A 26,529-nucleotide genomic window follows, 5' to 3' on the forward strand; every position below is an offset into this window, starting at 1 on the left:
GCCAATGCCGAAGGCAGTGTTCAATCCGCTGGTCGAGATGCTCGCACCGCCCCCGATCCCGGCCGTTCAGGCGTGGGCCAGAGCCTATGACGGCGCGCATGGTCCCCTGATCGACCTGTCGCAGGCCGTGCCGGGCTATCCGCCGCACCCCGATTTGCTGGCGTGGCTCTCGGAGGCGGCCGGCTCGGCCAACCTCGCAGGCTACGGCGCGATCGAGGGCGACATGGTCCTGCGGGACGCTTATGCGGATCACGTCTCGGCGCTCTACGGCGCATCCATCTCGGCGGAGGACACTCACCTCACCGCCGGGTGCAACCAGGCCTTCGTCGCCGCGCTCACTGCGGTCGCCGGTGCGGGCGACGCGGTCCTGATGACCAATCCGTGCTACTTCAACCACGAAACGACGCTTGCCATGATGGGCATCGAGGCGCGCTATGTGGATTGCCCGGCGGAAAACGGCTTCCTGCCGCGCCCATCGGATGTCGCCGCCGCGATTACGGAAACCACCAAAGCCGTCGCCCTCGTCTCGCCGAACAACCCGACCGGCGCCGTCTATCCGCCCGCGCTTCTGGCCGAGATTTTTGCGCTGTGCCGCGCGCGCGGCATCTGGTTGATCCTGGACGAAACCTATCGCGATTTCATCGCCGGCGGTGACAGCCCCCATGCGCTGTTCAGCGAACCGGGCTGGCAGGAAAACCTCATCCAGCTCTACAGTTTCTCGAAGTCGTTCTGCATTCCCGGCCACCGCCTCGGCGCGATCACCGCCGGAAGCGCCGTCGTCGAGCAGATTGCCAAGGTCATGGACAATCTCCAGATCTGCGCGCCCCGCGCGCCGCAGCAGGCCGTCGCGAAGGGCCTCCCCGCCCTAGTTGAATGGCGAGAGGCCAACCGCCTCGAAATCGAGCGCCGCGCGGAGGCCATGCGCGCGGCCTTCGCGCGGACGCCCGCCTGGGACTTGCAAGCCATCGGCGCCTATTTCGCCTTCGTGCGCCATCCGTTCGAAGGCCGCTCGTCGGCCTCCGTCGCCGAGATGCTCGCTAGGGACTACGGCCTCGTCACGATCCCCGGCGCCTATTTCGGCCAAGGCCTGGAGCGGCACCTGCGCGTCGCCTTCGCCAACGTGGACACCGACCAGATCGCGGAAGTCGCCGGCAGGCTGCGCTTGATGCGCGGGTAAATGCATTGACTGGCAACGCTGGCACTGCCCCTCACCTGCCTGCCGGCATCCTCTCCCGTGAACGGCAGGGCTATCGCATATGGAGCAACCCCCACCCCTTACCCCTCCCCACAAGGGGGAGGGGGATTCGGGAACGTGGATACCCGACACGAAAACTCGCGGAGATGATGGGCGATCAAGGTCCCCCTCCCCCCTTGTGGGGAGGGGTAAGGGGTGGGGGTACGACGCTGCCGCGACGCCGACCCTTCTCCCTTCTCCCCGTTTACGGGGGTCCGAAGGACGGGAGACCCGTGGCCCGAAGGGCGGATGAGGGGCGGCGCAGACGTCGACTCAAATATGCAGCGCGTGCCCCAGCGCCTTGAGTGCGGCTTCCTGAAAACCCTCGCTCTGCGTCGGATGCGCGTGGATCGTGCCGGCGATGTCCTCCAGCCGCGCGCCCATCTCGATCGCCAGCGAAAACGCAGCCGAGAGCTCAGACACGCCTGACCCGACCGCCTGGATGCCGAGCACCAGATGGTTGTCCGCCCGCGCCACCACCCGCACGAACCCCGCCTCGCCCTGCAACGTCATGGCGCGGCCGTTGGCCGAGAACGGAAACTGCCCGATCTTGACCTCGGTGCCCGCCTGCTTCGCCTTGTCCGGCGACAGCCCGACCGACACGATCTCGGGATCGGTGAAACACACAGCGGGAATTGAGCGCTTGTCCCAGCTTCGTCTGTGGCCGGCGACGATCTCCGCCACCATCTCGCCCTGCGCCATCGCGCGATGCGCCAGCATCGGCTCGCCGGTGACATCGCCGATCGCGTAGACGCCCCGCATCGACGTGCGGCACTGGTCGTCCACGCGGATGAACGCTCCGACACGATCGACGTCGATCTCGTCGAGCCCCCACCCCTCGACGGCAGGCTTGCGGCCGACCGTGACGAGCACCTTCTCCGCCGCGATCCTGCTCTCCTTGCCGTCACCGTTTTCGACCAGCAGCGCATCGCCCTTCGGCGACAGGCCCTTGGCTTTCGCGTTGGTCATCACGGTGACGCCCAACGTTTCGAGACGCTTCATAACCGGCCGCGTCAGGTCGGCATCGTAGAGCGGCAGGATGCGCGGCAGCGCCTCGACCACCGTCACCGCCGCACCCATCTTGGCGAACGCCGTGCCCAACTCCAGCCCGATATACCCGCCGCCGACGATCGCGAGCGTCTTGGGAACAGCCTTCAGCGCAAGCGCGTCGGTGGACGAAATCACATTGTCCTTGAAGGGCAGGAACGGCAGCTCGACCGGAACCGATCCCGTCGCGATCACGATCGTCTCGGCGCGGATCACCTGAAGCCCCGTCTCCGTCTCGACCTCGACCGTCTTGCCGTCCCGAAACCGCGCCCATCCCTGGATCGACTTGACGCCGGCCTTCTTGAGCAGCCCCGCAACGCCCGTCGTCAGGCGCCCCACGATGCCGTCCTTCCACGCCACCGTCTTCTTCAGGTCGAGCCTGGGTTCCGCCACCGAAATGCCGAGCGAACTCTTCCCCGACGCCATCTGCGAGACCATGTGAAACTCGTCCGCCGCATGGATCAGCGCCTTGGACGGGATGCACCCGATCGTGAGGCACGTCCCGCCCGGCTTCACAGCCTCGACGATCACCGTATCCACGCCAAGCTGGCCCGCCCGGATCGCGCAGACATACCCGCCCGGCCCGGCGCCGATGACGAGAAGCTTGCAGGAGATGTCTTTCATGATCCCGCTCCCGCACTGGAATGCCGCGCGCTACGTTGCCCCCCTCTGTCCTGCCGGACATCTCCCCCACACGGGGGGAGATCACGCTGTGTCGATGACGAGAATAATCTCTCCCCTCGTGGGGGAGATGTCCGGCAGGACAGAGGGGGGCGCGAAGAAACGCAAGCCTCGACGGAAGCAATCATCTCTCACCCCTCCACAAAAATCATCGCCGGCGTTTCCAGCAACACCTTGATCCGCTGGATGAACACCGCCGCATCCCACCCGTCGATGACCCGATGATCGAAGGACGACGACAGATTCATCATCTTGCGCGGGATGAATTGCGAGCCGTCCCAGACCGGCCTCACCATCATCTTGTTGACGCCGACGATCGCGACCTCGGGATGGTTGATCACCGGCGTGGTCACGATCCCGCCCATCGCGCCGAGCGAGGTGATCGTGATGGTCGAGCCGGACAGTTCCTCGCGCGTCGCGGTGCCGGCTTTGGCGGCGTCGGCAAGCCGCGCCATCTCGGCCGCGCAATCCCACAAATCGCGCGCTTCCGCGTGATGCACCACCGGCACGACCAGCCCCGACGGCGTCTGCGCGGCGATGCCGATATGAATGCCGCCATGGCGATGGATCACGCCCGCATCGTCGTCGAAATGCGCGTTGAGCTGCGGCTGCTCGCCGATCGCCCTGACCATCGCGCGCATCAGGAACGGCAGCAAAGTGAGCTTCTGACGGTCGGGTTTCTTCTCGGCATTGAGCTTGGCGCGCAACTCCTCCAGCGCCGTGACGTCGATCTCCTCGACATAGGTGATGTGCGGAATGCGCGATTTGGCCAGCGCCATCTTCTCGGCGATCTTGCGGCGCAGCCCGACGACCTTGATCTCCTCGACGCCCGTATTGCGCTGGAGCCCGGCAACGGCAGTCTGGCTCCCGCGCGCGAGAAACCCGTCGACATCCTCATGGCTGATCCTGCCAGCCGGACCGGTTCCCGCAACCTGCCGCAGATCGATGCCCGCCTCTTTGGCCCGCAGCCGCACGGCCGGAGAGGCCAGCGGCTTCTCGCCCTCCGCGCGCGGCGCGCCGGTTGATAGGTGGCTACCTCCTCCCCACGAGGGGGAGGGAGACGGTTGCGCCTTTGTTTTCACCGTTTCGGAAGGCTGGGCGGACGCACCAGAATCGGCTGGCTTCCCGGACTGCGGCGATGCCGTAGCCGGTTCCCCTCCCCCTTGTGGGGAGGGGTTAGGGGTGGGGGTCGCCTCTCCGAAAGACTCAACCTCCTCGCCGACAGCACTTCCCACCGCGATTTTCACGATCGGCGACCCCACAGCCACCGTCTCGCCGATCTCGGCGCCCAGCCATGTCACCTCGCCTTCCACCGGAGACGGAATTTCCACCGTCGCCTTGTCGGTCATGACGGCGGCCAGCACCATGTCCTCGCGGACGAGATCGCCGACCTTCACATGCCATTCGACAAGCTCCGCCTCCGCGACACCCTCGCCGACATCCGGCATCTTGATCGTGTGCTCAGCCATCTCGGCGTCCCCCCGCGTCATGACAGCGCTGCTCCTCATCCCCCTGCCGGGACCTTCTCCCCGTGAACGGGGAGAAGGAGGATGGCCGCAGCGCCGCCGCTTCCCCTTCTCCCCGTTCACGGGGAGAAGGTGGCCCGAAGGGTCGGATGAGGGGCAGCACTGCGATCGACAAGGAAAACTCAGCTTCAAGCAGCATCATCAAGCCCCCATCGTCTCGACCAGCGCTTCGCCGACGCGCTTGGGGCCGGGGAAATAATCCCATTCCTGCGCATGCGGATAGGGCGTGTCCCAGCCGGTGACGCGCGCCACCGGTGCTTCCAGATGGAAGAAGCAATGTTCCTGCACCAGCGCCGCAAGCTCCGCGCCAAAACCCGACGTCAGCGTCGCCTCATGGACCACCACGCAGCGTCCGGTCTTCTTCACCGACGTGACGATCGTCTCGAGATCGAGCGGCAGGAGCGTGCGCAGATCGATGATCTCCGCGTCAATGCCGGTTTCCTCGGCCGCCGCCTGCGCGACATAGACCATCGTGCCGTAGGCGAGCACCGTGACCGCGCTTCCCGCGCGCCGGACTTCAGCCTTGCCGAGCGGCACCGTGTAATGCCCGTCCGGTGCTTCACCCAGCGGGTGCTTCGACCACGCCGTCACCGGGCGGTCGTGATGCCCGTCGAACGGCCCGTTATAAAGCCGCTTCGGCTCGAGGAAGATCACCGGGTCGGGGTCTTCGATCGCGGCGATCAGCAGGCCCTTGGCGTCGTGCGGGTTGGACGGCACGACGACCTTCAGGCCGGAGACGTGCGTGAACAGCGCCTCCGGGCTCTGGCTGTGCGTCTGCCCGCCGAAGATGCCGCCGCCGGTCGGCATGCGGATCACGATCGGGCAGGTGAACTGGCCGTTGGAGCGATAGCGCAGCCGCGCCGCCTCCGAAACGATCTGGTCATAGGCCGGATAGACATAGTCGGCGAACTGGATCTCGACGCAAGGTTTCAGCCCGTAGGCCGCCATGCCGATCGCGGCGCCGACGATCCCGAGCTCCGAGATCGGCGCATCGAAGCAGCGCGTCTTGCCGTATTTCTGCTGCAGGCCCGCCGTGCAGCGAAACACGCCGCCGAAATAGCCGACATCCTCGCCGAACACGACGACATTGTCGTCGCGGCCCATCGTGACATCCATCGCCGAGCGAATGGCCTCGATCATGGTCATGCGGGGCATGGGTACGCTCCGGCGTTGATGAAGGCTCCCTTCTCCCCGTTCACGGGGAGAAGATGCCGGCAGGCAGATGAGGGGCGGCGCGAACTTGTCAGAACGGGACGCTGCCCCTCATCCGACCCTTCGGGCCACCTTCTCCCCGTGAACGGGGAGAAGGAAATGCTGGCGCTCGCCATCCTCACACCCCCGCCTTCTGCCGCTGACGCCGCAGATGCGGTGGCATCGTCTCATAGACGCCTTCGAACATATCCCGCGTCGAGGGCTTGCCGCCCGCATGCAGCGTGCCGTGCTTTTCGGCTTCTTTCTGCGCGGCGATCACCGTGTCGAGGAATTCGGCCTCCGTCTGCTTGTGGCGTTCGTCCGACCAGAGCCCGCGCTTGATCAGATGGTTCTTGAGCCGGATCACCGGATCGCCGAGCGGCCAGGCGTCGGATTCCGTCTTGGGTCGATACGCGGAGGGGTCGTCCGAGGTCGAATGCGCACCGACGCGGTAGGTGACGTATTCGATCAGCGTCGGCCCCAGATTGCGGCGCGCGCGCTCCACCGCCCACTTGGCCACGGCGTGAACGGCCAGGTAGTCGTTTCCATCGACACGCAGCGACGGCAGGCCGAAGCCGTGGCCGCGTGCGGCGAACGTGCCCGAGCCGCCGCGTGCGATGCCCTGATAGGTCGAGATCGCCCACTGGTTGTTGACGATGTTGAGAACCACGGGTGCGCGGTAGGTCGAGGCGAAGACCAGTGCCGCGTGAAAATCGCTCTCGGCGGTCGATCCGTCACCGATCCAGCCGGCTGCGATCCGCGTGTCCCGCTTGATGGCCGAAGCCATCGCCCAGCCCACCGCCTGGATGAACTGCGTGCCGAGATTGCCGGAGATCGAGAAGAAGCCGTGATCCTTCGACGAATACATGATCGGCAGTTGCCGGCCCTTCAGCGGGTCGGCCTCGTTGGAATAGATCTGGTTCATCATGTCGACCATCGGATAGTCGCCCGCGATGAGCAGGCCGGCCTGTCGATAGGTCGGGAAGTTCATGTCGCCCGGCTCCAGCGCCTTGCGGAATGCGCAGGCGACGGCCTCCTCGCCCATATGCTGCATATAGAAGGACGTCTTGCCCTGCCGCTGCGCCATCAGCATGCGCGCATCGAAGGTGCGCAGCGTCATCATGTGGCGCAGGCCTTCCATCACCTCGTCGTCGGTCAGCGTGCCCGCCCATGGCCCGACGGCATCGCCGTCGCGGTTCAGCACGCGGATGATCGAATAGGCGTGGTCGCGGATTTCGCGTGGATCGACATCGACCGGCGGACGATCGACGGACCCCGCCTTCGGGATCACCACCTTCGAGAAATCGGGCGTGTCTCCGGGGCGAACCTCCGGCTCGGGAACGTGAAGGCTCAGCCTTGCAGTCTCGGCCCCGTATTCGGGCATTGTCGTCTCCTCGCCAACCCAAGATAGGACCAGCTAAGGCGAAGAAAAGGCTCTTGTCTACACGCGCGCTATGGGCCCGGCACCGGGCCGGCTCAACGGGGAGCGGCGTCCGCGGCTTCGTTTTTCCGGTTCTGTCGGCGTCGCCTTACCGGCCTTTAGCAATCTTGCGCGCGCAAGACCCGCGGCGAAAGCTTCGGCCTGTTGCAGGCCTTCGAAAAAATTGCGCGCGCCTGTGAAAAACGCCCCGTCAAAGCTGGAGTTTGGTCCACGCGCCGTTCTTCGCCGACGATTTCACGCAGGCCTCGACGAACGCGACGCCTTCGACGCCATCGGCGACCGTCGGGAAAACGACCTCCTTGGGCAGCTTGGCGTTTTTGCGCCGCATGGCGCGGATCGCGCGCGCGGCCTCCGCGTAGATGTTGGCGAAGCCTTCGAGATAGCCTTCCGGGTGGCCGCCGGGAATGCGCGAGACCCGCGCGGCCGCCGCGCCCGCGCCCGCGCCGTTGCGCGTGATCAGCCGTTTCTCCTGCCCGAACGGCGTGAACCAGAGATGGTTCGGATGCTCCTGCTCCCATTCGAGCCCGCCCTTCGTGCCGTACACCGCGAGCTTGAGCGTGTTCTCGTGGCCCGGCGCGACCTGGCTCGCCCACAGCATGCCCTTGGCCGCCGGCGCTTTCGCCTGGGCCTTGAAGCGCAGCATCACATGCGCGTTGTCGTCGAGCCGCCGCCCCGGCACATAGGCCGACAGGTCGGCCGCGAGCGTGTCGAGTTCCAGCCCGGTCACGAAGCGCAGCAGATTGTAGGCGTGCGTGCCGATGTCGCCTGTCGCGCCACCCGCGCCGGACTGCTTCGGGTCGGTGCGCCAGCTCGCCTGCTTGGAGCCGGATGCCTCGACATTCTCGGTCAGCCAGTCCTGCGCATAGTGCGCCTGGACGACGCGGATGTCGCCGAGCAGCCCCTTCGCCACCATCTCGCGCGCCTGCCGCACCATCGGATAGCCGGTGTAGTTGTGCGTCAGCACGAACAGCTTCCCGCTCTTCGCCGCAGCCGCCGCGAGCTTCTTGGCGTCTGCCAGGTTCGACGTCAGCGGCTTGTCGCAGATGACGTGGATGCCCGCATCGAGGAATGCCTTCGCGGCCGGATAGTGCATGTGGTTCGGCGTCACGATCGCGACGGCCTCGATGCCGTCGGGTCGCTTCGCCTCCGCCTTCGCCATCTCCGCGAAGGACGCATAGCTGCGGTCCGGGTCGAGCCCCAGTTCCGCGCCCGACGCCTTGGCGCGCGCTGGATCAGAAGACAGCGCGCCCGCGACAAGCTGGAACTCGCCGTCGAGCCGGGCCGCGATGCGATGCACGCCGCCGATGAATGCGCCCTGCCCGCCGCCGACCATCCCGTAGCGGATCGGTGTGTTGTCGCCCGGGGTCCTGCTCTCGCCTGCCATGTCGCACTCCATCTCAAAAAGCGCCGGGACTGTCGCGCATCACCTAAACCGATTCAAGTGCCGGCAAGCGATCGCGGAAAGCCTACCCCCACCCCTTACCCCTCCCCACAAGGGGGAAGGAGGGCTTCAACGTCACGCTTCTCTTTTCCGCTTGGTGCTTCTTGACCTGTCGCAGTTCGGCGCTTCCGGCTCCCTCCCCCTTGTGGGGAGGGGTAGGGGGTGGGGTAAAGCCATATCCCTTTGCGCGGCCCATCACCTGCAGCATTACGCCGTCCCGCCCTCCCCGTGGCCCGCTCCTTGCTTGACCCCTCATGAGGCGTCCGCACGACGCACAAAACGTATCAGGGGGTGAAGATATTGTCTCTTAAAGACACAGACTTCCCGGAACCGCGCTTCCAGCACGCGGTACCTCTCGGCGAATATCAGCCGCTGGGACTGCGCGCGCGGCCCCAGGCGGTGAGCCCGCAGGTCGCGGGACAGATCTACGCGGCCATCGAACTGACCGTCGTCCTGACGCTCGGCGTGGCGATCGGCTACCTCTACGTCTACGGCCAGCTCGAACACCACGACTTCATGAACACCTATATCTGGCCGTCGATCCTGACGGTCGTGGTGTTCGGCTACCTGAACTACAGGTCGGACCAGTACTCGCTCGATCGGCTGTCCCGCTTTGTGACACATTCCGGCGGGACCATCGCCAACCTTGCCGGTGCCTTCGGCGTCGTGGCGCTCATCGGCGTCGTGTTCGGCGCGGCCGGCGAATTCTCGCGCGTCTGGTTCGGCGTGTGGCTGATCGCGGCCGCCGCGAGCGTCTGGACGATGCGCGCGATCGCGTCCGGCGTCTTCCGAAGCGAACTCATCCGCGGCGCGATTTGCCGGCAGGCCGCCATCTTCGGTATGGACCAGCCGCTCCAGCGCGCGCTGAAGGCGCTCGCCTCCGACGACAGCGGCGTCAAGATCATGGGCGTGTTCAGCCCGGAATCGTCGGTCTCCGACACGGACCCGATCGAACGCGACCAGGGCCTCGCAAAGCTCATCGCCTTCGGCCAGAGCCACAGCCTCGACACGATCATCATCGCCCTGCCGCCGTCCCGCCGCCGCTATCTGCAGACCATGCTGGCGGAGCTGAGCGTGCTTCCGGCCGAGATCAAGCTGTTGCCGGATATCGAGACGCAGGCGGTGCCCATGCATGGCATCAGCTCGCTGGCGCGCGTGCAGTTCATCGACATCCAGCAAAAGCCGATCTCCGGCTGGGGTCACATGATGAAGGCCGTCGAGGACTATTCGATCGCAGCGATCGCCACGATCCTGCTCGCGCCCCTGCTCCTCGTCGTCGCCGCCGCCATCAAGCTCGACAGCTCCGGCCCGGTTTTCTTCCGCCAGAAGCGCCATGGGCTGAACAACAAGGTCATCTCGGTCCTCAAGTTCCGCACCATGCACGTCCAGCAGGAGAACCGTTTCCTCCAGGCCACGCGCAACGACAAGCGCGTCACGCGGGTCGGCCGCATCCTGCGCCGCCTGTCGATCGACGAGTTGCCGCAACTCTTCAACGTGCTGCGCGGCGAGATGTCGATCGTCGGTCCGCGCCCCCATGCCGTCGAGATGAACGCGGCCTATTGCCAGCTCCTGCCGCTCTACAACAACCGCCATCGGGTGAAGCCCGGCATCACCGGCTGGGCGCAGGTCAACGACTATCGCGGCCCGACCTACACGGTCGAGGACATGCGCAAGCGCCTCGACGCCGACCTCTATTACATCGAGAACTGGTCCATCCTCTTCGACGTCTCGATCATCGCTGCGACGCCCTTCATCGGGCTCATCCACAAGAACGCCGTTTGAAGGACATGACGATGCGAAACAGGGAAATCCGGGACATGATCCCCGTCTGCACGCTCGGCGGCATGATCAGCGCCAGCCTCAGCCGCAGGGAAACCGTGCAACTGATCGACGACGCGATCGCGGGCCGCCTGCCGAACATGCAGCAGCCGCTCTTCATGACCTCGTCGAACGGCCAGGTCATCTCGATGTATGCGCGCGATCCGGAGCTTCGCGAGCTGTTCCAGCAGGCCGACGTGATCAGCGCCGACGGCCAGCCCATGGTAACCGTCTCGCGTCTCCTGACCTCGCGGCCCGTGCCCGACCGCACCAGCACGACCGACCTGTTCGACGATGCGAGCCTCATGCTGCCCGAAGGCACGACCTACTTCATGTTCGGGGCGACCGCGGACGAGATCGAGCGCGCGGCGCAGACCGTGCGCGAGCGCTATCCCCGCATCCGCCTTCTCGGCTACTCGCACGGCTATCTCGACGCGGCCGGCGAAGCGGCCCTGCTCGACGATCTGGACCGCCTGCGCCCGGACATTCTGTGGATCGGCCTCGGCGTTCCGCGCGAACAGGCCTTCGTCGTGCGCCACATGGAGCGCCTCGGCAGCGTCAAGGTCATCAAGACCTCCGGCGGGTTGTTCAACTTCATCTCCGGCTCGCGCCGCCGCGCGCCTGCCTGGATGCAGCGCATGGGCCTCGAATGGCTCTACCGCACCGCGCTCGAACCGCGGCGTCTGGCGATGCGCTACATCGTCACCAACCCGCACAGCCTCTTCCTCCTGCTGACGCGCACGGGCTGACACGACGATGACGGCGATCGACCATTCCGGAATTCGCGCTCGCAAGGCCGCCGCGCCCATCATCACGGATGCGCGCGCCTTCCAGCTTTTCCTGATCACGGCAACGATCGTCGCTTTGCCGCTCAACTGGTTCCTGGGCACCAGCCTGCCCTGGATTTTCGGCGTCTCGGCCTTCCTCGCCTTCGGCATCGTCCGCCTCTCGCTGCCCGAATGGCAGCTCGTGACCGTGGTGGGGGCGCTCCTGATGTCCCTGCTGCTGGCCATGATCATGGACTATCAGGGCCAGCGCGCGCTGGCGGCGCTCTACAACATCGCGCTGATGCTGATCTTCATCCTGTTCATCAATCACGGCCGCCAGATCGACAACGCCGCGCGCACGCGGCGCGGGACATGGCCGAAGGACGCGGTCTATCGCGCGGCGTTCTACGCCTACCTCGCCTATGTCTTCTACATGGTGGCCGTACAGGCCTGGATCGCGGCCACCGGCACGGTCCGATACTCCTTCGACGCGCTCCTGCTGGGCCGCATTCCCGGCCTGCCGGGCATCCTCGAACTCTACGTCGACAATGTCGTGGTCGATTCCGACTGGATCGCCGGCGCCGTGCAGTCGCGCATCCACGGCATGGGCGTCTACGCCACCGAAAGCGCGATGCAGGTCGTGCTGCTCGGCCTCATCGCGGTCGTCTATCTCATCCGCAAGCGTCGCTTCGGCTGGGCCATCGCGGCCGAGCTGTCGATCCTGCCGATGCTCATTCCTTTCGGCAGCCGCACCACCGGCCTTGCCTATGTCGCGTCGCTGCTCCTCGTCGTCACGCTGTGGCGCGGCGGGTTGAAGCTGGCGGCGATCCTGCTCGGGCCGGTGATCGTCGCGGGGCTCCTGTTCTTCGCGTCGGACATCGTCACCGGCATCGAATCCATGGCCCAGTCGGTCGCCGATGCGCGCGCCGGCTCGACGGAATCGCGCATGGCCACCTATCAGATCGCGGTTCGCATGGTGCTCGACCAGAACCTCCTGATGGGCCTCGGCATCAAGCCGCAAAACGAGTATTTTCCGGCGATCCCGATCGGCTCGCATTCCAGCGTCGTCTCGGTCTTCACCCGCGCCGGTCTGATCGGCCTGATCCTGTTCCTCGCCTACTACGCGACGCTGCTCGTCCGCATCGCCGCGATACAGCTCATCTCGCTGTCACGCGGCACATTCCTGACCATGGAAGCGCGGCTGGAGATGGCCTATCTCTCGCGCATCGTCTTCGTGGTGCTGGTCTGGTGCCTCACGGAAGATCTCGACGCGCCGATCTACCACGCCATGCTGTCGGGCCTCGCGATCGGCATCTTCTGGAACATGAGCGAACGCCTGCGCAAGGCGTGAGCGAGCCTCAAGCCCGCGATTGCACGGCCGCCTCGCGTGCCGGAAAGCGCACCAGCGTCAGCATCACCGTCACGACGACGATGATATACGTTCCGTCCAGATCCAGCGGCAGAGGCCGGTACAGATGGAAAAGGTCTGCTCCCACGCATATCGCCAGTTGGATCGCGGCGACGATCGCCAGCACCACTGTCACCTCGCGCTTGCGCGCGGCGTCCATGCCCGGCGGCATGTAGACACGCGCATAGGCCCACACGAAGAACGGCATCAGGACGGCGTTCGAAACCAGCCAGATGAAGTCGCTGGTCGCCTGGTCGGACATCGCCATGTCCACCGCGACGAATGGCGAAACCAGCGCAACGACATAACCCGCCACCGCTGACGCCAGGAACGGCGGCCACAGAAGAATTGCCGGCGACAGGATGCGATCCGTGTCGCCATCGCCATGTCGGCGGGAAAGAAGGCCGTTGGCATAGACCGCGAGCACCACGGCAGCCACCACATAGAGACCGACAGTCCATCCGTCCGCGGCCGGGGTCGCTCCGATCCGCACCATCTCCAGCCCGGATACGAGCTCGGGCGGCAGCGCCGACAGGAACGGTATCGCGAGCAGGAGCCAGAACCCGGCAACGCGGTTCGGGAGTTCGATCCCGTGGGCTATCCAGATCAGGACCGCGACGCCTCCCACGAGACATGCGATGCCGACGGGCACGAACGCGATGGCATCGGGACCGGCCAGCCCGGACGTTTCCAGCGCGACCATGATCCCATAGGCCTGCAGGCCCGCCATCAGGAGCGCCATGACGACTATGACGAGGTTCAGCCTGTTGGCGTTTGCCTCCGAGGCCATCTGCCATCTGGCCAGCGGCGGAATGGCAAGCTTGGCGATCTCCGCAAGGACGAGGACGCTGAAGAACGGGACGATGCCAAGGGCGAAGATCGACAGCCGCGCCAGAAAGCCGCTCGAATAGCCCGCCTGCTGGATCAATCGCTCGGTATCGAGCCCGGGAAGCGGAATGCGCGACCCGACTATGTAGACCACGAACACAACCGCCATCACCCCCGCCACGCGCCATGCAACGGTCGGAGTGCCTTCGAATCGTGTCGGTGTATCGGTCATAACGCCATGGTAACAACCGGCTTCCCCGCCGCAAGCGCCCTTGCCGTCCGCTTGCCTGGTCACACCCCACGTCGTCATGCTCGGGCGAAGTACACGAACGATCCCCACCCACTTCGTCATCCTCAAGGCATCCCCCCACCCACTTCGTCATCCTCGGGCGGAGCCTTGAGCGAAGCGAGAGGCGCAGACCCGGGGATCCATGCCTCTCCGGCTCCGTTGCTCGGTGGTGCAGAACTTGGCGCGCCTGCGACCATCCGAGACCACCCCGCTCGTCACCAACTGCCGAGGCATGGATTCCCGGGTCTCCCTCCGCTGCGCTCCGGTCGCCCGAGAATGACGAAGTGGGGTGGAGATCGCTAAGGTGAGGTGGTTTCAACTGAGCCAGATTCGGAGGCGGTGACGGTTGTCGATGAGCATCCCACTCCACTTCGTCATCCTCGGGCGGAGCGTCGAGCGAAGCTCGATGCGCAGACCCGGGGATCCATGCCTCGCCGGTCCCACCACTGGATGGGGCAGAACCGGGCGCTTATCCGGGGAACCAGAGACCGCGAACCATCGGGACCACCCCGCTTGTCACCCACCGGCGAGGCATGGATTCTCGGGTCTTCCTCCGCTGCGCTCCGGTCGCCCGAGAATGACGAAATCGAGGTGGAGATCGCCGGTGGAGAGAATTTCACATCGCCGAAACCGTTTCCCAAGCCCGATCAGCCACTTGCGAAATACCCCCTCCGAACCCCGCCCCATTTTATCCACCCCCCTCCCGACCCGCGCGATAATCCCGCCGCCCTGACCAAATGGGCGCGGAGGATGCGATGGATTGGAAGGCCGCGATCGAGACGAACCGTCAGGCGCTGAAGCGCGTGCTGGTAACCCTTGTGGCACTCGCCGGCATCACCGGCGGCAACAACGCAGACCGCACCACCACCTTGCCGCGCCATCTCCACCGCGCCGTGCTGCGGCTGCTGCGCCCGGCGGAAGCCGCGGCGCGGCGGCTGGTCATCGTCGCCGCGCGTGACATGGACCCACCGCCGACGCGCAAGGCGACGCAGCCAGCGCCTGTCGCGCATCGCAAACCGGTGGCGCATCCCGGCACGCCCCCGAAAACCCCGGCCAGAACGATGACCCTGCCGCTGTTCGATCCGCTGCCGCGATGGCGCGGACGCAGGCGGCCGGCGGCACTTGGCGTGCCACGCATCCGCGTTCCCGGCTTCAGCGCGCCGTCCATAGTCGCCTTGCGCCGCCCGCCTCGGGCCGACGATCCGATCGACGCGGCGCGTCTCGCGCTGCGCCTGCAGGCGCTCGGTCGCGCACTCGACGATCTGCCCGCCCACGCCCGCCGCTTCGCGCGCTGGCGCGCAAACCGCGACGCCATAAGTGCGCAAAACAGAAACCACGGTGCCGCACTTGACCCTCCCTTTTGCGGGAAGGGTCGGCAGGCCATCGGAGGGGAGCGAAGGATTGCGAGACGGGGTGCGGGTGGTCGCCGCGTCTGGCCGCTGCGTCCCGGCCGCCCGCCCGGCGCGCGCTCCCGACCAACCCACGAGGTCCACGACGCGCTCGCCACCCTCCATGGCCTGGCTCTCTGGGCAATGGAGCCGCCCGACACATCATGACGGCGCGGGACGGCGAACGGATTCCCGAAATGGCCAGACCGGAAACGGGGCGTGGCAGCGAGGACGCGCGTCGACTTTCCTTCTCCCCGCCTGCGGGGAGAAGGTGCCCGAAGGGCGGATGAGGGGCAGCGCGAACGTTGGATATCTTTGCGGAAAGATAAGGACGATGGGGATAGAACCAGCCAGAACCTGACGCCTTCGCGCCGCCCCTCATCCGGCACTACGTGCCACCTTCTCCCCGTGAACGGGGAGAAGGAACACCACCCCTCAGTCCATCGCGGCGCGGGCGAGCGCGAGGCTTGCGCCGACGCCGGCACCAGCAGCAAGCGCGAGCACGAGGACGGCGGCGAGCGACAGGCCGCGCGGCTTCTCGGGCGGCAGGGCCTCGGAGATGATCCGCGCGCTGGTGGTGTTCAGGCCCTGCTGCTCTTCCAGTTCGTGAGCGCGCATCAGATAGGACTCGTAGACCATCTTGCTCGCCTGCGCGTTGCGCTGCAATTCGCGCAGTTGCACCAGCGCCTGCTTGGTTCCGAGCGATGTGTTCATCGACGTTTGCACGAGCGTTTCGAGGCGTGTCTGGTTGTCGCGCGCCCGGTCGAGTTCGCGCTCCGCCGACACCGCGATGCGGCTGATCTCCGCGTCGAGCTGGCTGCGCAGCGCCGCCAGTTCTTCACGCGCACGCACCAGCGAGGGGTGCCGCCCCATCAGGTCGCGGCTGAGCGAGCGTTCCTCGCGATAGGTCGCGACATAGACCTCGCGCAGCCGGGCGATGGTGCTCGAGAGCAGCACTTCCGGCAGCGATTCGATGCCCGCGCCGCTGCTCACCGCACGGCTGATCTGCTGATACTTCTCCTCGGCGCGCGACGTCTCGACCTGCGCGCGGGTGAGTTCCGCATTGAGCTGGGCGACCTGCTGCTCGTCCATGAACGCGCCGTCGGCCTCGATGATGCGGTTTTCGGAGCGGTAGCGTTCGACCGCTTCCTCGGCGCGCGTGAGATTGTTGCGCAACTCGTCGAGGCGGCCGAAGAGCGCTGCCGATGCGCGGCGCGCCGTGCTGCCGCGCTGTTCGACTTCCGAATTGACGTAGGTGTCGGCGATCGCGGTCGCTATCTGCGCCGAGCGGACGGGATCGCCGGTCTTGACCGAAAGGTCGATGATGTAGCTCTCAGGCGTGCGGTTGACGCTGACGGCGCTCCACAGCGCCCGCAGGGCGCGCAGCTCCGGCGTTTCGGTCGAATTGCCGCTCATGCCGAACATGGCCTGCACGCCGTCGAGCGTACCGCGTTTGGCGCCGAATTCGGGGTCGGTACCGAGATTTTGCTCGACGACCACCTTGCTCAGCACGCTGTCCGAAATCATCACGCGCATCTGGCTTTCGACGATCGCCGAGTTCGCGTCCGTCGTCTGGCTGGGCGGCGTCACCTCGTTCTCGACGACGCGCAGGCCGCGCGGATCGACGAGGATGCGCGTGGATGCCACGTAGCTTTTCGGCAGGATGAGGGAAATCACCACCGCCAGCACGGCAAACGCGATCATCGTGCCGAGGATCAGCGGCAGGCTTCCACGAAGCGTCGCCATCAAATTGCGCACGTCGAGGAACGCCGGCTCGTCGGGCCGCCCTCGCCCGCTCTGCTGATAGGATTTGAGATCCTCGTAATTGGCCATGGTCATAGTCCGCATCCTCGCCTGAACCGGCTCTTGCCGGTTCTTTCGCTTTCCGTTTGCAGGCGATCGCGGCACTGCCTCGATCTTCAACACCTGCCCGCTGGTCCAAACTGTCCGGAGAGCCGACGATTTCGCCAGTCTACTCCCGATCCGTACGCATTTCGTTCAAATGATGCTGCAAATCCTAACGATCCCGGTTACCTAAAGCCCCACGAACGCGCCTGCGAACTGCGCAAGCGTGCGTGGTCCTTGCGAGGGATCGCGTCGGATGGATCGCACCATCATGGAGAGACCGGCGGCGTAGGTGCGCCGGCGAACGGCAACGGACGCGACGTAGCTCAACTGCGCGGCCTCGGCCCGTCGCTTGAAACGCGGGACCTGCGCCGGATCGAGCCGCCGCAGGATGGAGGCGTCGCGATAGACCGTGTCGATCGCCGGCGCCAGGGCTTCGAAGGGCAGCGGCCGCGAGTGGATCGCGCTCGCCTCGTGCACCCGGTAGCTCATGACGCAAAGGTCGGGCACGAACAGAAATTCGGTGACGGCCGCAGCCTTGCACCAGAAGTGCCAATCCTCGGCGACGCGCAGCCGCTCGTCGAACCCGTCGCAGCCATTATAGACCGCGCGCCGCACGATCTGGGCTCCCAGGACCATGCAATTCTTCTGGACGATCGCCTCCAGCACGTCTCCGCTGGGCTTTGCGCGATAGGGCATGAAATGCTTGCGGCGTCCGATCGGCGCGCCGTCCTGCCGGATGCGATCATAGTCGCCATAGATCAGTCCCGCGCGGGGAGCCTGTTCAGAAGCATCGAGCAGGGCGTCGAGCGCGCCTGGACGAACGAGATCGTCCGCATCAATGAAATACAGCCAGTCGCCATGCGCATCCGCGACGCCGTGATTGCGGGCCGCCGAGACGCCGCGTCCGGGATTGGTGAGAACGCGAACGCGCGGATCGCCATGCGACAGCGCCTCGTCCACGCTTTGGTCCACCGAGCCATCGTCCACGACGATCACTTCGCGGACGCAGGCGCCCTGCGCGAGAACGCTGCGAACGGTCTCGGCGATGAAGCGCTCGCCGTTGCGCACGGCGATAACGACGCTGATCGTCATGCCCTCACCCCGCGCGGTGGAGTGTGCCATTCCAGTTTCCCCATGCCAGTCCGGCTCATCGAACACGCTCCGTTTGTATCGATGTGGGACGTTTCATGGTGTCCCGTTCCACCTGTTCGAGGCGTTGCAAACGCCGGGCCATCTTCGAAATGGCGGCGCAGCGGCTCATCGCGCCCGAATTCACAAACCGGCATGCGACTTGCTTTATGGAAAATCGAAACACGGGCGAGGCAACAGGGAGAGCGAGGCGACCGGATGCGGCACCAGACAGGCATGCTTGTATTTCTCGGAAGCAGGGTCACATCCGCGATCCTGAACCTTGCTGCGGTCGCGATCTTCACGCGGCTGGGCGGGGTGGAGACGTACGGCATCTACCTGCTCGTGCTGGCCTGGGCCTTCGTCTTCCACAGCCTTCTCACCTCGTGGATCAACGAGGCCTTTTTCGCGCGATATCGGGAAGATGCGTTCGACAGCTACATGTCGACCGCGCTGGCGATGATGGTGGTCTCCCTGATCGTCGCCTCTCTCCCCGTCGCCGTGCTGGTTGCGCAGGGATATCTGACACCGTCGCTCGCGCTCGCGCTGGGGCTGACGACGACCGGCCTCGCGGCCTATGATTTTTCCGTTCAGGCCTCGCGGACACGCATGCATGTCCTGCTGTCGGGCACGACCACGATGCTACGCGCGGTCCTGATCGTCGTTGCAGGAAGCGTCGCGCTCACGACGTTCCACGATCCAGTGGCCCTGCCGATCGCCGTCGCGCTGGCGCATCTGGGCGCTGCGATCCCGATGTTCGTCAGCTATCGCGCCCACCTCTTCAAATTCTTCAATCGCGAGATGGCTTTGGAGCTGTTTCGCTACGGCTGGCCGCTCATGCTGGCAGGCGCGACCTGGGCGTTTGCGCAGAACATCGACCGCATCGCGCTCGGCCATTATCACGGCTCGGCCAGCGTCGGCCCCTATGGCGCGATGGCCGACTTTCTCAAACAGGGCTTCTTCGTTTTCGGCGAGGTGGTGGTGCTGTCGCTCGTCACCGTCGCCAAGCGTGCCGTCACCGAAGGCCGCATGACGGATGCGCGCTCTGCCTTGCGCGAGGCCATGCGCTCGATCGCGGTCATCACGGTCTTCGGCTCGCTGCTCGTGCTCGCGCTGCAGGATACGATCGTGACCGTCTTCTTCGGCGAGCAGTTCCACGCAACCGCACGCGACCTCCTCCCGCTATTGCTGGTCGCGAGTTCGATCCTCGTCTTCCGAACCTATTATTTCGGCCAGGTCGTCTATTTCCTGCCCTCTGGCATGGTGCAGTTCTACGCCGCAGCGCTTCAGCTCCTCGTGACCGCCACCCTCGTCTTCGCTCTGGTGCCGGTCTATCGCGAGCACGGCGCGGCGATCGCGCTGATCGCAGGCCAGTGCGCGAGTTGTGCCCTCGTCGCGCTCTGGCGCTCAGCCGATTTCCGTATGCCGGTGCCGGCGTTGGATATCGCGAAGATCGCGGCTGTGGGCGCGGTCGTCTGGATGCTGCACCTGGCGGTCGATCGCGTGGTCGCCGACGAGCTGATGCGCCTTCTTGCCAACATCACGCTGATCGTCGGAAGCGGGACGATCATCCTGTGGCACTACGACCTCTTCGCCATGCGCCTCGCCATGAGGCACGTGATCGCCTTCGCACGCTGAAACGGTGCCCTCATGACAGACAGATCCGTTCACATGGAAGAAGGCTCCCGCCACGATCCGATCAGCAGGATCGGCCGCGCCGGCGCCCTGTGGTTTCGCCGGTCGCCGGTGACCATCGCGCCGCAGCGGCCTCTCGTCAGCTTCACCTTCGACGACGTGCCCGACAGCGCGATCACGAACGGAGCGCGGCTTCTCTCGGAGCGCGGCTGCCGGGGCACCTTCTACCTCGCAGGCGGCCTCGCAGACGCTGCCTACGGTCCATGGCGCTTCTTTTCGCCCGATGACGTCGGCGCGCTTCTCGACGCCGGACACGAGGTGGGGTGCCACACACATTCGCACGCGATCGTTCAGACGCTGTCGGAGGAGACGCTCGCATCCGAGTTCGAGCGCAACGCGGCGTGGCTTAGCGCACGCGACCCGCGCGTTTCGCTCGACAGCTTCGCCTATCCCTATGGCGCGGTCGGCTTCATGCGAAAGCGACAGGCCGCGAACCGCTTCGCCACCTGCCGCGGCGTACGCCATGGTTTGAATGTCGGATCGATCGACCGCGCCCAGCTTCGCGCCGTGCAGCTTTACGATTGCCGGCTGGACGATGAAGGTCTCGACCGGATCATCGCCGAAGCGGTCGAAAAGAACGCATGGCTCATCTTCTACACGCATGATGTGCAGTCCGGTCCAAGCGAGCATGGCTGCTCCCCCGAACTCCTGGAGCGCGCGATCGATCGCGTGCTTGCAGCCGGATGCGACGTTCTCCCTGTTGGCGAGGCCTTCGAAACCGCACGAACGGCGGCGCGCTGACCCACTCCGCCAACGCCCCCCGCACAGCGCGAGAGAGTCATTTTCGCCACATCAATCAACTTTTAACGTTTTGTATCACGTCGAAATCTTGACGCGAATCAAACGGATACGTATCAAAGTGAAAGCAGGCGGGCTTGAGCGAGTGGGGACGATCCGGAGGCTGGGCGCCAATGTGGCGAACGTGACTTCGGCTGCAATTCCACACCCAACTTGAGTACGGGAACGAGTGCCTCGGCGTTTGTTCCAGCGTGATTTTCACGCACCCTTTTCCAGTGTTTGTCCGTAGTCGCGTCAGTTGGACAGCCCGCGCAATCGCGTCGGCATGCGTTTTGGCGTGCGCAGTTTTCAGAGCCTGTCCAGAGATGGGTGGGCGCAAGCAGCAACCCGGCAGACATCGGACCGATGACCTACGCCACCGTGATTTCCGACAGGCAGAACACCGCGACACCGGTGACCTCGCGCGCGGAGTTGGCGTCCCTGCTGAGACGCATCTGCGCGGACGTGGGCGCCGAGCGCTACATGCTCGTCGAGCCGTCCGTGGAGCGCGGTTCGAAATCGGTCCAGATCATCACGTCCAACTGGGTGTTCGATGCGCTGGAGGAACTCGGCTCGGCCGGCATCGCCAGCATCGTCGAGAGCGGATTGGCCACCGGCGCCGGTGCAGCGCCCCGCATGCTCGGCGTCGCGAACTCCACGTTCCTGTCGGCGACGGAAAAGCGCGCGCTGCACGATCACGGCACGGCGGAAATCTGCTGCCAGAAGATCTCGCTCAACGGCGCAACCGTTTTCGCGCTGTTCTCGGCCAGCGCGCCGCGTCTCATGGATATCCTGGCGCTGGCCCGCGCCCACATGAAATGCACCTACGCACTCAACCAGTATTTCGCGAAGTCTCGCGGACAGGCGGCAAGCGGCCCTCTGTCGGAGCGCGAACGCGAATGCCTCGCATGGGTGTCGGAGGGCAAGACGACCGATGAGGTCGCACTGATACTCGGTGTCTCGTCCAACACCGTGAACAGCTACGTCGCGCATGCAATTCAAAAGTTCGGCGCAAGCAACCGCGCCATGGCTATCGCCACCGCGATCAGAAGTGGGATCATCTGAGATGTTGACGGACACGGCACTGCTGGAAAGCCCGGAACTGCCCGCACAGGACATGCCCGTACAGTGGCAGCCCCCTCTCGACCGCGCGGCACCGGTATCCGGCACGCTCCCCGACGCCGTGCGTCAATGCAGGGCGATCGCAGGCAGCATCAGCGCCGACAGCTACGGCCTGTTCTTCCTTGGGCCGCAGACCGACGGCCACAGGCTGGTCCCCGTCTTCGACAACGAATTTCCCGGCGTGTCGCTCCTGTCGCGCACGATCTCGTCGCGCGAGGCCGAACCGTTCGCTCGCCAGCTTGCCGGCAGCGCGGTGCCGCACTGGTGGCGTCCCGACGAGGAGCCGTCATTCCTGACCGCAACGGCCCGCGCCTGGACGACGCAGGTCGACTGCCTGTCTCCCGGCACATCGGCGATCGCATTTCCGGTCTCCGTCGAGCGCGTACGCGCCGGCGCTATCGTCTTCGCCGGCAATGAGATGATGCTGGACGAGGCCGCCCTGTGCGACACGCACGCACGCTGTTTCTCGCTCTTTTCGGAGGTCGCGCGGCAGCGCACGCCGACCTGCGCGAAGACGCCCGTCGTCTCGAAGCGGGAGATCGAGTGCCTGCGCCTGACGGCAAACGGCCTGACCAGCGACGCGATCGCCGCGACGCTCGGGCTCTCCGTTCACACGGCCAACCAGTATCTGACGAATTCGACGCAGAAGCTGAATGCGGTCAACCGCATCCATGCCGTGGCGAAGGCCATACGCTGCGGACTGATCGACTAGAGCGGTTCCCGATGAGGTGGCATCGCGTTGCGCGAAACACCCCCTCCACCGCCTTCGGCGGCCCCCCATGAAAAGGGGGGGGATCCACGTTGCGGCCGTCCTCGACGGGGATCCTCCTCCGTTTACGGGGGAGGTGGCCCGAAGGGACGGAGGGGGTGTTCGGTAAAAATTGAAATGCTCTAGCGGCTGGCGCCGGCGCCGACCGTCTTGCGGATACGACACCGTTCCAGTGTCTCCGCGAGAAACGCATTGTTGATCAGCGGATCGTCCGAAGCATTGTCGAAAGCGATGTAGTGGACCTCGACCGAGGCATGGCGCGCCGACATCGTCAGCGCGAAATAGACGGTCGCGCCCTGCGGTCGCAGTTCGAGATCGAGGACGATGCTCGGCGGCTTGGACCAGCTCGCACGCGCCTCCCCGCCATGGCCGAGCTTGAGCGTGCCGGGCAGAAAGTAGAGCTCGGCAGCGGAGTCGACCAGGTCGGCGACGGAGGCGAAACGCTCCAGCCGGATGTAGGCGATGTAGTCGGCGACTTCGACAAGGCGAAGCTCGCTGACCACTTCCTTGATCGTTTCCGCGACGATGAGCTCGCGTGCCGATGAATGGGGCTGACGAATCATGACGTCACCTTTGCAGCGGGTGCTGCCTTGTTTGCGTAAAGGACCCGAACCAGTTCGGCGACCGCCTGATAGAACTGAGGCGGGATCACACTATCCACCGAAACTTGATCGTACATGGAGCGTGCGAGCGTCACGTCTTCAAAGACGGGGATGTCGTTCTGCTCCGCGATCTCCCTGATCTTCAGGGCGACGAGGTCCTGCCCCTTGGCAATGACCACGGGGGCTGCGGTCTCTTCGCGGACATAACGCAACGCGATCGAATAGTGCGTCGGGTTGGCGATCACGAGCGTTGCGCGCGGCACGTCGCTGATCATGCGCCGGCGTGCGCGGTCGCGCTGCAGCGAGCGCAGCCGCGCGCGCATGATCGGATCGCCTTCGGACTGCTTGTGCTCGTCCTTGACCTCCTGCTTGGTCATGCGCAAATCCTGAAGCCAGTGAAAGCGCGTCCAGAGGAGATCGACCAGCGCGATCACCACCATGATGATCGTGATGGAGATGACGATCTCGATGGCCATCTCGCGGATCACCGCGCCGAAGGCTTCGGGCTGGGTGATCATGCCGGCCAAAAGCCGGGTCTCCGACCCGCGCATGACGAGGGTCAGCACCACGCCCGCAAAGACCAGCTTGCCCAGCGACTTGGCGAATTCCACGAGTCCCTTCTGGCCGAACAGCCGGCCCCAGCCCTTTTTCAAGGAAATGTTGGAAAGCTTCGGCTGAACCCGCGTCAGAACCATGCGCGGCACGTTCTGCGCGACGGACGCGGTGATCCCCGCCGCGACCAGGAGCGCCATCAACCCTGCCAGCACCTTGGCGATTTCGAGAAAGACCTGGCGATAGAGCAGCATCGCATCATGCTCGGTCGACAAGGACCATGTTTCCGGCCGCTCGACGAACATCGACAGGAACCCGCCGAGTTCGATCGTGGCGGGTTTCGCGATGAAGATCATGAAGACCAGAATCGCCAGGAAGGAGCCCACGACGGGCAATTCCTTGGCGAACGGAAGCTGCCCCTTCTCGATCGTGTCACGGATCTTCTTTTCGGAGGCGTCTTCTGTTTTGCTGTCTTTGTCCGGCTCGTCGGACATGGAGCCTTCCGTTCAGGCCCTCAGGCCGCGCTCTGCATCGATGGCATGTCGATTGCGCCCGTCGCAGCCAGACCGATTGCGGTCGCCGCGATTCGCTTGCGGGCCTTGCCGATCTCGGCTGCGGTCGCCGCGTCGGACTCGATGGTCAGTTCGGATTCGATCATGCGGCGCGACCGTGCGCCGATCGCCGACAACACGGCCTCGGTCAGGTCGGCAGGCGCGCCGCGCAGCGCCATCGTCACCATCTCGGTCGACAGGCCGTCGAACAAGGTGACGCGCGACTTCTGGTCGAGCCCGATGATGTCGTCGAAGGTGAACAGCCGTGCCTTGACCCCTTCGATGCCGTCGACGCCGCTGGCCTCGAGGTCTTCGACGATCTCGTCCAGGACCGACTTGTCGAGTTCGTTGAGCAGGCTCGCCACGCGGCTCTGGCCGGCGGAAACATCCTTGCCGTTCGAGTCGGAGGCGATGCGGGCGCGCAACTGGTTCTCGACCAGTTGCTTCGCGGCCGGCTGCACCGTCGTCATCGAGAGCATGCGCTTGAGGACTTCGCTGCGCATCGGCTTGTCGAAGGTCAGCAACGCATTGGCCGCCGGCTGGGATTCGAGATTGGAAAAGACCATCGCGATCGTCTGCGGATGCTCTCCGCCGAGAAGCAGGCCGAGCCGCACCGGTTCCAGTTCGGCAAGTTCGGGCCAGATCGGAGGCGCCTCGTCGCTCATCAGCGAAGGCTTGCCCCAACCCATCAGCGCGCTGATCTCTTCGGGCGAGAGCGTCGAATTCAGGATGTTGTCCATCTGGTCGCCGGAGTCGAGAAGACCCGCGCCCTCGGCAAACTCTTCCTCGAATTCGGCAACGATGTTCTCGAGCTCGCTCTGCGGAATGGTCCGCAGCATGCGTGCAGCGTCGATCAGCGCTTTCAGCTCTTCCTGCTTGAAAAACCGCAGCAGCTTGCCCGCCGACGGCTTGCCCATGGCAACCAGAACGGCAGCAGCTTTCTGAGCCTTCGTCAGCTTGCCTTCCAGGCTCATTCCGACACTGTCCCCGATTCGCACCGATGTAGTTTATACAGGCTACCCGGCCTTTGTAGCATCAATGATCTGGGTGAGCTTGATCCCGAAGCGCGACGGATCGTTGTCGAGAACGGTGATCTCGCCGCTTGCGATCTTTCGGCCGTTGACCACGACATCCACCGGCTCGCCGATCCGGCGGTTCAGGGCCACGGTCGAGCCCTTTTGCAGCGCCATGAGCTCCGACACGGGCATTTCCGCGCTTCCAAGCACGATCTGCACGTCGACGGGGATGTTCATGATGACGTTGGTGTTCTGGAAACGCTCCTGCTTCCCGGGCTGGCCGAAGCTCGCGCCGACCGGTTCGTCGCCCGCCATTTCCACAGCTTCTTCGTCGTGGAGCACGCCGCGCAGCTCCTCGATGGCCTTGTTCAGGTCGTCTTCCTGAGGATCGTCGCCGAGGCCCTTCGGCAAATCACCGAAACCGCCGAGATCAGGAGTGGTTGGGTTCATGGTAGTCTCCTTGAAGACGTGACGCCGCGTCTAGCGCGGCATCAGCCCATCTATGAATTCCTTGCCCGCGTCGTAGGGCTCGATGATCTGAACGGTGAAGTTCTGGCCGAGCCGGCCGAACTCGCAGGTGTAGAGCGTCTTGCGCCGCGCCGAGAGGCGCGTGTTGACCGGCGCCGCCTCCGGCAGCTCGATAACCTGTCCGACGACGAGTTCGGAAAGTTCGGCAAGCGTCATGCGAGACAGCGGAATGGTTGCCTCCAGCTTGACCGCCGAACGCATCACTTCCTCGCTGAAGCGGGCGCGCCACGTCTTTTCCTGCTGCTGCTCGTCGCCCTGGTCGGCAATGCCGTCGCCACGATGCAGGAGCAGCACGCGCTGCGGCATCATCACGATGAAACGCCCCTCGCCCGAGGGAGCCAGAAGCGTGAATGCGATACGCACGGCCGGCCCGTCGCGCACGATGAGCTTCTTGAGATCCACGCCCGAGATCGCGGACAGCATCGGAAACTTGATCGACAGCGCGCGCACGCCCGAACCGTTGAGCGCCTTGGCGGTCGCCTCGAAGACGACGGAGGCGAGCTCCAGCTCGATCGAGGTCAGGTCGCGCTGGATCGGCGAGACCTTCATGTCGGGGTCGCCGCCGAAAAGCGCGCTCACCAGCAGTGCGATCGCATCCGCATCGGCGATGAGCATCAGCGCGTCGGGCGACGTCGCCGAAGCCGCGACGACGAGCGCGTCGTTCGTGACATCCGCCCGCTTGGCCTCGGCCATGCGCGACAGCGTGACGGACTCCATCTCGATCTCGATGGGGTAGGAAACCTGCTCGTTCAGGCTCTGCCTGATGGCCGGCAACGCCCGCAGTCCGAGCGAGCGCGCGGCCTTGATGAGGTGGTCCGGTTCGCCGGTATCCCCGAGCAGGCGCTCGACGATCGGATTGCGGGGTTGTGCCAATTCGGTCAC

General features: G+C 65.2%; 22 protein-coding genes. 9 read left to right on the forward strand and 13 right to left on the reverse strand.

Annotation, left to right across the window (positions count from 1 at the left end):
* Positions 1–4 precede the first annotated feature (4 nt).
* On the forward strand, positions 5–1,177 hold the full coding sequence (locus tag AAFN55_RS22975; RefSeq protein WP_347801310.1) for an aminotransferase: 1,173 nt from the start codon (positions 5–7) through the stop codon (positions 1,175–1,177).
* A 330-nt stretch (positions 1,178–1,507) separates the two neighbouring features.
* Here AAFN55_RS22975 and lpdA read toward each other — a convergent pair whose 3' ends face one another.
* The 5 genes from lpdA to AAFN55_RS23000 all read right to left on the reverse strand — a co-directional run bounded on the left by lpdA (position 1,508) and on the right by AAFN55_RS23000 (position 8,504).
* Positions 1,508–2,905 carry a dihydrolipoyl dehydrogenase gene (lpdA, locus tag AAFN55_RS22980; RefSeq protein ID WP_347801311.1) on the reverse strand — a complete coding sequence of 466 codons (1,398 nt, stop codon included), beginning with the start codon at positions 2,903–2,905 and terminating at the stop codon, positions 1,508–1,510.
* 188 nt (positions 2,906–3,093) lie between these two features.
* Positions 3,094–4,431 carry a dihydrolipoamide acetyltransferase family protein gene (locus AAFN55_RS22985; protein WP_347801479.1) on the reverse strand — a complete coding sequence of 446 codons (1,338 nt, stop codon included), beginning with the start codon at positions 4,429–4,431 and terminating at the stop codon, positions 3,094–3,096.
* A gap of 198 nt (positions 4,432–4,629) precedes the next feature.
* A complete protein-coding gene (locus AAFN55_RS22990) occupies positions 4,630–5,643 on the reverse strand; it encodes an alpha-ketoacid dehydrogenase subunit beta (RefSeq protein WP_347801312.1) in 1,014 nt (337 codons plus the stop codon).
* A gap of 175 nt (positions 5,644–5,818) precedes the next feature.
* The gene (locus AAFN55_RS22995; RefSeq protein ID WP_347801313.1) at positions 5,819–7,063 is read right to left on the reverse strand and encodes a 3-methyl-2-oxobutanoate dehydrogenase (2-methylpropanoyl-transferring) subunit alpha; all 1,245 of its coding nucleotides are present in this window, start codon (positions 7,061–7,063) and stop codon (positions 5,819–5,821) included.
* Positions 7,064–7,310: 247 nt separating this feature from the next.
* Complete coding sequence (locus tag AAFN55_RS23000) at positions 7,311–8,504, reverse strand: Gfo/Idh/MocA family oxidoreductase (RefSeq protein ID WP_347801314.1); 1,194 nt, start codon at positions 8,502–8,504, stop codon at positions 7,311–7,313.
* Positions 8,505–8,861: 357 nt separating this feature from the next.
* Here AAFN55_RS23000 and AAFN55_RS23005 point away from each other — a divergent pair, with 357 nt between their 5' ends.
* From AAFN55_RS23005 to AAFN55_RS23015, 3 genes are read left to right on the forward strand one after another with little or no spacing between them, the layout of a single operon-like run.
* Positions 8,862–10,343: an undecaprenyl-phosphate glucose phosphotransferase gene (locus AAFN55_RS23005; protein WP_347801315.1), complete on the forward strand. Its 1,482-nt coding sequence runs from the start codon at positions 8,862–8,864 to the stop codon at positions 10,341–10,343.
* Positions 10,344–10,354: 11 nt separating this feature from the next.
* Entirely contained in the window at positions 10,355–11,128 is a 774-nt protein-coding gene (locus tag AAFN55_RS23010) for a WecB/TagA/CpsF family glycosyltransferase (RefSeq protein WP_347801316.1), read from the forward strand.
* Between the two features lie 7 nt (positions 11,129–11,135).
* Positions 11,136–12,497 carry an O-antigen ligase family protein gene (locus tag AAFN55_RS23015; protein ID WP_347801317.1) on the forward strand — a complete coding sequence of 454 codons (1,362 nt, stop codon included), beginning with the start codon at positions 11,136–11,138 and terminating at the stop codon, positions 12,495–12,497.
* 7 nt (positions 12,498–12,504) lie between these two features.
* Here the strand turns inward: AAFN55_RS23015 and AAFN55_RS23020 are convergent, their stop codons facing one another.
* Positions 12,505–13,551, reverse strand: a complete 1,047-nt coding sequence (locus tag AAFN55_RS23020; RefSeq protein ID WP_347801318.1) for a preprotein translocase subunit SecY — start codon at positions 13,549–13,551, stop codon at positions 12,505–12,507.
* A gap of 875 nt (positions 13,552–14,426) precedes the next feature.
* Here AAFN55_RS23020 and AAFN55_RS23025 point away from each other — a divergent pair.
* Entirely contained in the window at positions 14,427–15,227 is an 801-nt protein-coding gene (locus AAFN55_RS23025; RefSeq protein ID WP_347801319.1) for a hypothetical protein, read from the forward strand.
* A 267-nt stretch (positions 15,228–15,494) separates the two neighbouring features.
* Here the strand turns inward: AAFN55_RS23025 and AAFN55_RS23030 are convergent, their stop codons facing one another.
* Complete coding sequence (locus AAFN55_RS23030) at positions 15,495–16,898, reverse strand: GumC family protein (RefSeq protein WP_347801320.1); 1,404 nt, start codon at positions 16,896–16,898, stop codon at positions 15,495–15,497.
* 195 nt (positions 16,899–17,093) lie between these two features.
* Positions 17,094–18,029, reverse strand: coding sequence for a glycosyltransferase (locus tag AAFN55_RS23035; protein WP_347801321.1), 936 nt, complete (start codon positions 18,027–18,029; stop codon positions 17,094–17,096).
* Between the two features lie 243 nt (positions 18,030–18,272).
* Between AAFN55_RS23035 and AAFN55_RS23040 the strand changes: the two genes are divergently transcribed.
* The 4 genes from AAFN55_RS23040 to AAFN55_RS23055 all read left to right on the forward strand — a co-directional run bounded on the left by AAFN55_RS23040 (position 18,273) and on the right by AAFN55_RS23055 (position 22,341).
* Positions 18,273–19,673 carry an oligosaccharide flippase family protein gene (locus tag AAFN55_RS23040; protein ID WP_347801322.1) on the forward strand — a complete coding sequence of 467 codons (1,401 nt, stop codon included), beginning with the start codon at positions 18,273–18,275 and terminating at the stop codon, positions 19,671–19,673.
* 12 nt (positions 19,674–19,685) lie between these two features.
* Positions 19,686–20,471, forward strand: coding sequence for a polysaccharide deacetylase family protein (locus AAFN55_RS23045; protein ID WP_347801323.1), 786 nt, complete (start codon positions 19,686–19,688; stop codon positions 20,469–20,471).
* Positions 20,472–20,873: 402 nt separating this feature from the next.
* On the forward strand, positions 20,874–21,572 hold the full coding sequence (locus AAFN55_RS23050; RefSeq protein ID WP_347801324.1) for a LuxR C-terminal-related transcriptional regulator: 699 nt from the start codon (positions 20,874–20,876) through the stop codon (positions 21,570–21,572).
* 1 nt (position 21,573) lies between these two features.
* Positions 21,574–22,341: a helix-turn-helix transcriptional regulator gene (locus AAFN55_RS23055; RefSeq protein ID WP_347801325.1), complete on the forward strand. Its 768-nt coding sequence runs from the start codon at positions 21,574–21,576 to the stop codon at positions 22,339–22,341.
* 179 nt (positions 22,342–22,520) lie between these two features.
* Here the strand turns inward: AAFN55_RS23055 and AAFN55_RS23060 are convergent, their stop codons facing one another.
* From AAFN55_RS23060 to AAFN55_RS23080, 5 genes are read right to left on the reverse strand one after another with little or no spacing between them, the layout of a single operon-like run.
* Positions 22,521–22,961, reverse strand: a complete 441-nt coding sequence (locus AAFN55_RS23060; protein ID WP_347801326.1) for a hypothetical protein — start codon at positions 22,959–22,961, stop codon at positions 22,521–22,523.
* Positions 22,958–24,046, reverse strand: coding sequence for a flagellar biosynthesis protein FlhB (gene flhB / locus AAFN55_RS23065; RefSeq protein WP_347801327.1), 1,089 nt, complete (start codon positions 24,044–24,046; stop codon positions 22,958–22,960). The genes AAFN55_RS23060 and flhB overlap by 4 nt, the downstream gene beginning before the upstream one ends.
* Before the next feature lie 20 nt (positions 24,047–24,066).
* Positions 24,067–25,077, reverse strand: a complete 1,011-nt coding sequence (locus tag AAFN55_RS23070; protein WP_347801328.1) for a FliG C-terminal domain-containing protein — start codon at positions 25,075–25,077, stop codon at positions 24,067–24,069.
* 42 nt (positions 25,078–25,119) lie between these two features.
* Positions 25,120–25,569, reverse strand: coding sequence for a flagellar motor switch protein FliN (gene fliN, locus AAFN55_RS23075; RefSeq protein ID WP_347801329.1), 450 nt, complete (start codon positions 25,567–25,569; stop codon positions 25,120–25,122).
* Between the two features lie 30 nt (positions 25,570–25,599).
* Positions 25,600–26,529 (reverse strand): FliM/FliN family flagellar motor switch protein, encoded by a 930-nt coding sequence (locus tag AAFN55_RS23080; protein WP_347801330.1) that lies wholly within the window; start codon positions 26,527–26,529, stop codon positions 25,600–25,602.

The sequence above is a fragment of the Mesorhizobium sp. CAU 1732 genome, from assembly GCF_039888675.1.
GTDB lineage: Bacteria > Pseudomonadota > Alphaproteobacteria > Rhizobiales > Rhizobiaceae > Aerobium.

Bases quoted from the DNA above. Each gene is read 5' to 3' on its own strand.
- AAFN55_RS23060 (WP_347801326.1), bottom strand. From the start codon at position 22,961: ATGATTCGTCAGCCCCATTCATCGGCACGCGAGCTCATCGTCGCGGAA.
- AAFN55_RS23070 (WP_347801328.1), bottom strand. From the start codon at position 25,077: ATGAGCCTGGAAGGCAAGCTGACGAAGGCTCAGAAAGCTGCTGCCGTT.
- AAFN55_RS23030 (WP_347801320.1), bottom strand. From the start codon at position 16,898: ATGACCATGGCCAATTACGAGGATCTCAAATCCTATCAGCAGAGCGGG.
- AAFN55_RS22995 (WP_347801313.1), bottom strand. From the start codon at position 7,063: ATGCCCGAATACGGGGCCGAGACTGCAAGGCTGAGCCTTCACGTTCCC.
- AAFN55_RS23050 (WP_347801324.1), top strand. From the start codon at position 20,874: ATGACCTACGCCACCGTGATTTCCGACAGGCAGAACACCGCGACACCG.
- AAFN55_RS23025 (WP_347801319.1), top strand. From the start codon at position 14,427: ATGGATTGGAAGGCCGCGATCGAGACGAACCGTCAGGCGCTGAAGCGC.
- AAFN55_RS23010 (WP_347801316.1), top strand. From the start codon at position 10,355: ATGCGAAACAGGGAAATCCGGGACATGATCCCCGTCTGCACGCTCGGC.
- AAFN55_RS23045 (WP_347801323.1), top strand. From the start codon at position 19,686: ATGACAGACAGATCCGTTCACATGGAAGAAGGCTCCCGCCACGATCCG.
- AAFN55_RS23035 (WP_347801321.1), bottom strand. From the start codon at position 18,029: ATGGCACACTCCACCGCGCGGGGTGAGGGCATGACGATCAGCGTCGTT.
- lpdA (WP_347801311.1), bottom strand. From the start codon at position 2,905: ATGAAAGACATCTCCTGCAAGCTTCTCGTCATCGGCGCCGGGCCGGGC.
- AAFN55_RS23040 (WP_347801322.1), top strand. From the start codon at position 18,273: ATGCTTGTATTTCTCGGAAGCAGGGTCACATCCGCGATCCTGAACCTT.
- AAFN55_RS22990 (WP_347801312.1), bottom strand. From the start codon at position 5,643: ATGCCCCGCATGACCATGATCGAGGCCATTCGCTCGGCGATGGATGTC.
- AAFN55_RS22975 (WP_347801310.1), top strand. From the start codon at position 5: ATGCCGAAGGCAGTGTTCAATCCGCTGGTCGAGATGCTCGCACCGCCC.
- AAFN55_RS23055 (WP_347801325.1), top strand. From the start codon at position 21,574: ATGTTGACGGACACGGCACTGCTGGAAAGCCCGGAACTGCCCGCACAG.
- flhB (WP_347801327.1), bottom strand. From the start codon at position 24,046: ATGTCCGACGAGCCGGACAAAGACAGCAAAACAGAAGACGCCTCCGAA.
- AAFN55_RS23000 (WP_347801314.1), bottom strand. From the start codon at position 8,504: ATGGCAGGCGAGAGCAGGACCCCGGGCGACAACACACCGATCCGCTAC.
- AAFN55_RS23020 (WP_347801318.1), bottom strand. From the start codon at position 13,551: ATGGCGGTTGTGTTCGTGGTCTACATAGTCGGGTCGCGCATTCCGCTT.
- fliN (WP_347801329.1), bottom strand. From the start codon at position 25,569: ATGAACCCAACCACTCCTGATCTCGGCGGTTTCGGTGATTTGCCGAAG.
- AAFN55_RS22985 (WP_347801479.1), bottom strand. From the start codon at position 4,431: ATGGCTGAGCACACGATCAAGATGCCGGATGTCGGCGAGGGTGTCGCG.
- AAFN55_RS23015 (WP_347801317.1), top strand. From the start codon at position 11,136: ATGACGGCGATCGACCATTCCGGAATTCGCGCTCGCAAGGCCGCCGCG.